Source organism: Chthoniobacter sp. (assembly GCF_040003245.1).
Taxonomy (GTDB): Bacteria; Verrucomicrobiota; Verrucomicrobiia; order Chthoniobacterales; family Chthoniobacteraceae; genus Chthoniobacter.
Window position 1 is genome coordinate 1 of sequence record NZ_JBDUCX010000345.1, and the last position, 5,432, is coordinate 5,432.

A 5,432-nucleotide genomic window follows, 5' to 3' on the forward strand; every position below is an offset into this window, starting at 1 on the left:
GCGCGAAATGTGGCGCTGTTGGGGGACTTTGCCGGCCTTGATTGCCTGCCGGCTGCTCAGAGTGACTTAAGCCAAATCAAGCCTTCTCAAGGTAATTCAAGGTCCGCAATTTATCGCGCGTGATAAAACCGAAGCCACCCGTCGGTCATTCCCCCGAGATACAACATCTGCCGGCGGACGATGTCCTGATGATTCCAGTTTTGATGCAGGACGGTGATCGTGGCGCGCGCGAGGTCCACGCTTTCGACCACCGCCGTGTGGTGCTTGGCCTCCATCTGATAAACTCCCGAATTCCCATGGTTGTATCCCGAAAACCGGGTGTTGTGAAATTGAACGATGTCGCCCGCTTCTACATGGGCCAATTCCCGGACGCCCCTGACGCCCATAAATCCCGCTTTGATCCAGGCGACCGGCTCGCCCCAGACGTAATCTCCCTCTCCCGGCCAGTCCGCCCCCGCGCGCGTCGGCGCTCCCGCATTCTTGAGCGCCGCCGAGGCCAGGGAGGCGCACTGTCCACTCCCGATTTTCTTTCCGAGGTTTTCCTGACAAAACTCCAGGATCGATGGACCTACCGCGAAGGAGGCAACCGGGGCGAGCGGTATGGCCCGGGGCACCACTGGGGTGACTGGGGGCGTGACGGGTTTGGCCCGGACCGCCACTGGCGCGGCTGGGTTCACCAACGTCGCTCGCATGGAAAGGCGCCTGGCCTGCTCCAGGCTCGCGGGGGTCAGCGTGAAAATAGGGACCTTGAATTCGACGCCATCCCTCGCGACCACGATCGCGGTGCCTTGCAATCGGAGGAGCTTCGCCTGAAAGACCCGCCCATCCTTCGTCGTCCATTGAGGCAGTACTGTGCTTTCGTCCGCGCGAACCCATGGCGCGGCAGCGAGGACAAAAGCGATCGCCAAGACGGCGGCGAAGAGTCTGCATCGGGCGCGCCGCCCTTCCAGCGAAGGCACGTCGCCGACCTTCACCGGCCTAGCGGGTTGAAATCGGCCGCGTGATACGAGCTGCGCACCAGCGGCCCGGAGGCCACATGCTCAAAGCCCTTCTTCTCGGCGATCTCCTTGTAGAGCTGGAAAGTGTCGGGGTGCACGTATTCCACCACGGGCAAATGCTGTGGCGTAGGGCGCAGATACTGTCCCATGGTCAGCAATTGCACGCCGGCCTCGCGCAAGTCGTCCATCGTCTGGAAAATCTCCGGCTCCGTTTCGCCGAGGCCGAGCATGATGCCGCTCTTGGTCACCAGCTGCGGCGCGATCTCCTTCATGCGCCGCAACACTTCCAACGAGAGCCGATACTTGGCGCGCGAACGCACCAGCGGCGTCAACCGTTCCACCGTCTCTACGTTGTGATTGAAAATATGCGGCTTCGCGTCCGCCACCATACGCAGGCATTCCTCTTTCGCATGAAAATCGGGAACGAGCACCTCGATGGCGATCTCCGGATTCGCCGTCCGGATCGCCTCGATCGTCCGCGCAAAATGGGCAGCGCCGCCATCCTTCAAGTCATCGCGCGCCACGGCCGTGATGACGACATGCTTGAGCTTCATGCGCTGCACGGCTTGCGCCACACGCTCAGGCTCATCGGCCTCGAGCGCAAAAGGCTTCGCGGTCGTCACCGCGCAAAAGCCACAGGCCCGCGTGCAGCGTTCGCCGGCGATCATGAAGGTCGCGGTCCCGGAGCTCCAGCACTCCCAGCGATTCGGGCATTGCGCCTCTTCGCACACGGTGTGCAGCCGCAAGTCGGAGATCAGCGCCTTGGTGGAAAAAAAGACCGGATTGGTGGGCAGGCGCACTTTGATCCAATCAGGCTTTTTTGCCTGATGAAGTGCGGGATCGATCTTGCTGCAAGACATGGATGCAGACGCTAGACTTTCCGCCGCAGAAAGCAACCGGAGCATGTTTGATGGAAGATATTTGCCGGATGATTTAATCTCGCACCGATTCCACTTTCCCCGTGAGCGCGACCTCAAACCTCAAACCTCAAACTTCAAACATTCCCACCGTCTCCCGCCGTACTATGCTCAAGGCCAGCGCGGCCTTCACCGCCACGCTCAGCCTCGGCCTGCGCCGGGCGCGGGCGGCGAATGAAGCGGCCGACGCCGCGCAAAAGGTGCATGACGAGATTTGGCGCCGCTTCGTCGATAGCCACAACATCGTCGTCGACTACACGGATCTCGACGGCACGTTTCCGCGCGCCACGGCCGAGGAATGCCGCGATGGCAAACCGAACGCGCTGGCGTGGTGGACCCCTACGGAGAACGGCGCGATGTTCAACGGCTTCTATCTCGACGCCGCCATCAGTCGCTGGAAAATCTCCCGTAGCGAGGCCGACAAGGACAAGGCGAAGCGCCTGGCCGACGGACTCTTTTTTCTCTCCTCGCTGGGCCCGCCCGGATTCGTCGCCCGCGGCGTCGCCGACGATGGCAAGACGCCTTATCCCATGGGCTCGAACGACCAGACCTCGCCGTGGTTCTATGGCCTCTGGCGTTTCCTGCGTGAAGGCCTGGCCTCGCCCAAGGAACGCGAACGCATCGTCGCGCGGATGGTCGAGGTTGCCGAAGTGCTCGCCGCCAACCGCTGGCTCATGCCCTGCAACACCGGCGCACCCTCTCCCTTTCGCGGCAGCTTTGCCGGCTTCACCTGGGAAAGCGCGCCCCGGATGCTCTTCGTGCTCAAAGCCATGCACGATCTCACGCGCGATCGAAAGTGGGCCGACCTGTATCAAAAAGCCGTGGAAGAACGCGGTGCGCCCCCTGGTGCCACCACGCCGCCGGTGAGCCGGCTGGAGATTTGCGCCAAGGGCATGGAGTTCCGCAACAACCGCCGCCAATCGTGGACCGGCGCCTCCGGCATCGTCTGCCTGCGCGGCCTGTGGGAAATGGAAACCCTCCCCACCTATCTGCGCGCCTACACCCAAGGCCTCGCCGCCAGCGTCGCCCTTGCCGCGGCGAGCCTCCCGCTGGCCGCCCAGTTCGACAATAATTCCACCGCTGCCTGTCTTCTCGACTGGCGTGTGCTCAACGAATGGTGGCAACCGCAGCACAGCGAGGCCGATGCGGTGGACGTCGCCGAGCGCCAGGCCAAGGAATTGGGCCGCCTCTCCCCGCGCCGTGGACCGGAATTCAATCTCATGCGCGAATCGCTCTTCGCCGCGTGGATCGTCACCCTCTGCCCCGACCGCGCCCTCGTCGAGCCGCACCGCCCGGCCATCCTCGAAGCCATCCAGCACTTCGACTACCAGCGCCTCTACTACTCGCAATTCTTCCCCGCCGAAGCCGCGGCCTACCGGTTGCAGTTGCTCACCGGCCCCTGAGATAAAGCGCCATCAGGGCCAGATTTTCTTGAGCACAGCGGCCAGGCGAAAGCCCGCCAGCACGAGATTATCGTGCGCCACCTGTCCCGCCCAACTGTCGTATGTTTTGACGTCCGTCGCGGTCGCGGGCCAATAGGTCACCGTCGTCATTTTGCCGTGGACCTTTTCGACTTTGCTCGTCTTCGCTTCGTATTTGAGATCATAGGCCTTGGCGGCCAGCGGCATCATGGACGACGCCCACTGCCCGCTCCATTGGCTCATGAAAGACCCGGTTTGCACGCCGGCCGGCGAGGTCTTCGAGACCTTGTCGGCAAACGCCTTGGGCGTAGCCACCTTTTCCATCGTGAATGCGCGACTCACGGTTTGATCATCCCAATAGCTGTGCAGCACCCCATGAAAGCTCACGTCGTTTCCTCCGGTGGTAAAGGCAGCGGCAGCTTCGGCCGGCGTCTTCGGCTCGACGATCTTACCTGTGGCGTCGAGATAGACCGAGCCGACGTGGAGAGGCTGATGCACATCTCCCACCATGTGCACCAACACCATCAACGCCTCCTTTTGGGTAATCGTCGGGTCATCTTTCCCAGATTCCAAGACCTTGATGCAGCGAACGATGGTGTGCACCACGTCGTTCTTGTTCGCCCCGATGAAACTGGCGCTGTACGCGCTCTTCTGGATGGGGATGTCGGCGTAGTGGTTTGCCTTGTGGTCGTGGTTGCGCGCCGCATAAGCCTTCGTCTCCTTGGTAAACGGCCCATGCTTCACTTCATCGGCCCAAGTGGAGGCATCCTGCAGCGACTCCGTCCCCAGCAGGGTCTTCACATGCTGCTCGGCGTGGCTGCCCACGATCAAATCGTCGGCGATCGCGCCGACCGTCTTGTGCCCGTCAGTCCCCCAGGCCCACGCCACGGGATTGGAGATGGCGACACAAAATGCCGCGGCGATGGCTCCCGCCCAAGATGGGCAGTCGAGAAATGTATTCTTGGGATTCAGCATAATCTGGGATGTCTGGTATCGTTGTTTTTGGCGTCGCGAAAATGGCTTCGGCCGGCTGTTGAGGGCAGAGCGTTCCCCGGACTGCAACTCCCGGAGTTGCCGCCTGCATCTTCACACGCTCGTAATTTGGAATTCATACCACCCGACTGGCCCTGCTTGGAACAGTGCTAGCAATCGCCGCCGTCCGCGTCAAGCCTCCCGGTGGATCCGTTCCAGTCTAGCGAACGTGTTTCATCCTATGCACATCCGTGACCCAAGGCCGGGTCGATGCCTCTTTTGGGAAGCCGTCTTCCTGCGTATGTCACCAGCCATGCTCTCCAAAAAGCGCGTCTGCGTATTGGAGGAGCCCTATTCCTTTATTGTGGTGGTCGATTCCGAGCCCGTTCTTCGCTGCGCGGCACGGCGCGACGCTCTCCGCTACGCGGTCATGGTTCGGCGGGCGTTGATTCGGGCGGAGGTGATCGAAGGCGGCGCCGCGTCCCTCAAGCCCTCGCCAAGGGCCCGCAAAAAACCCAACTAAAACCCTTGCCAAACGGTGGCAGGAGCCTATTTTACCGGCCCCTTTTCCCCCGTTATTGGCGTGGCCTTGTTGGCCGTGTCCGGGTGGAAAGGACCAATTGGAACCCGTGGTAAGGATACGAATAAAGCCATGTTAGAAATGAAGGACCTGCTCGCCAAAACTTTTCGCGAGTACAAAGAGGGACAGATCGTCAAAGGCCGCATCCTCGAAGTTCGCCCGCGCGAAGTGCTCGTCGATATCGGTTACAAATCCGAAGGCGCCATCTCCCTGAGTGAATTCGACGACACCGACGACCTCCAAGTCGGTGACGAAGTGGAAGTGCTCATCCTGCGCCTCGAAAACGACGAGGGCTCGATCATCCTCTCCAAGGAAAAAGCCGCCTACCGCCAGAACTGGGAAAAGATCGTCAAGGTCTTCCAAGGCGACGGCCTCATCAAAGGCAAAGTCAAGGCGGTGGTCAAAGGTGGCCTCACCGTCAACATCGGCGTCGAAGCGTTCCTGCCCGGTTCGCAGATCGACGTTGTCCCCCCGAAAGATCTCCAGCAATTCGTCGGCAACACCTACGACTTCAAGATCGTCAAAATCAACGACGACCGCAAAA

The 5,432-nt window shown here is 61.2% G+C and carries 6 protein-coding genes; 3 read left to right on the top strand and 3 right to left on the bottom strand.

All coding sequences use genetic code 11. The annotated features are described in order from the left end of the window. Nucleotides 1-110: 110 nt before the first annotated feature. Nucleotides 111-974 carry a CHAP domain-containing protein gene (locus ABJF10_RS28970; protein ID WP_348548085.1) on the bottom strand — a complete coding sequence of 288 codons (864 nt, stop codon included), beginning with the start codon at nucleotides 972-974 and terminating at the stop codon, nucleotides 111-113. After that, nucleotides 971-1,858 carry a lipoyl synthase gene (gene lipA, locus ABJF10_RS28975; protein ID WP_348548086.1) on the bottom strand — a complete coding sequence of 296 codons (888 nt, stop codon included), beginning with the start codon at nucleotides 1,856-1,858 and terminating at the stop codon, nucleotides 971-973. Before lipA ends, ABJF10_RS28970 begins: the two co-directional genes overlap by 4 nt. A 164-nt stretch (nucleotides 1,859-2,022) precedes the next feature. On the opposite strand from lipA, the gene ABJF10_RS28980 reads away from it, so the two are divergent. Further along, nucleotides 2,023-3,318 (top strand): hypothetical protein, encoded by a 1,296-nt coding sequence (locus ABJF10_RS28980; RefSeq protein WP_348548087.1) that lies wholly within the window; start codon nucleotides 2,023-2,025, stop codon nucleotides 3,316-3,318. A gap of 12 nt (nucleotides 3,319-3,330) precedes the next feature. Here the strand turns inward: ABJF10_RS28980 and ABJF10_RS28985 are convergent, their stop codons facing one another. Next, the gene (locus ABJF10_RS28985; RefSeq protein ID WP_348548088.1) at nucleotides 3,331-4,311 is read right to left on the bottom strand and encodes a S1/P1 nuclease; all 981 of its coding nucleotides are present in this window, start codon (nucleotides 4,309-4,311) and stop codon (nucleotides 3,331-3,333) included. A gap of 310 nt (nucleotides 4,312-4,621) precedes the next feature. Between ABJF10_RS28985 and ABJF10_RS28990 the strand changes: the two genes are divergently transcribed. Then, the gene (locus ABJF10_RS28990; RefSeq protein ID WP_348548089.1) at nucleotides 4,622-4,831 is read left to right on the top strand and encodes a hypothetical protein; all 210 of its coding nucleotides are present in this window, start codon (nucleotides 4,622-4,624) and stop codon (nucleotides 4,829-4,831) included. 138 nt (nucleotides 4,832-4,969) lie between these two features. Further along, a partial coding sequence (locus ABJF10_RS28995; protein WP_348548090.1) for a S1 RNA-binding domain-containing protein occupies nucleotides 4,970-5,432 on the top strand: 463 nt, incomplete at its 3' end.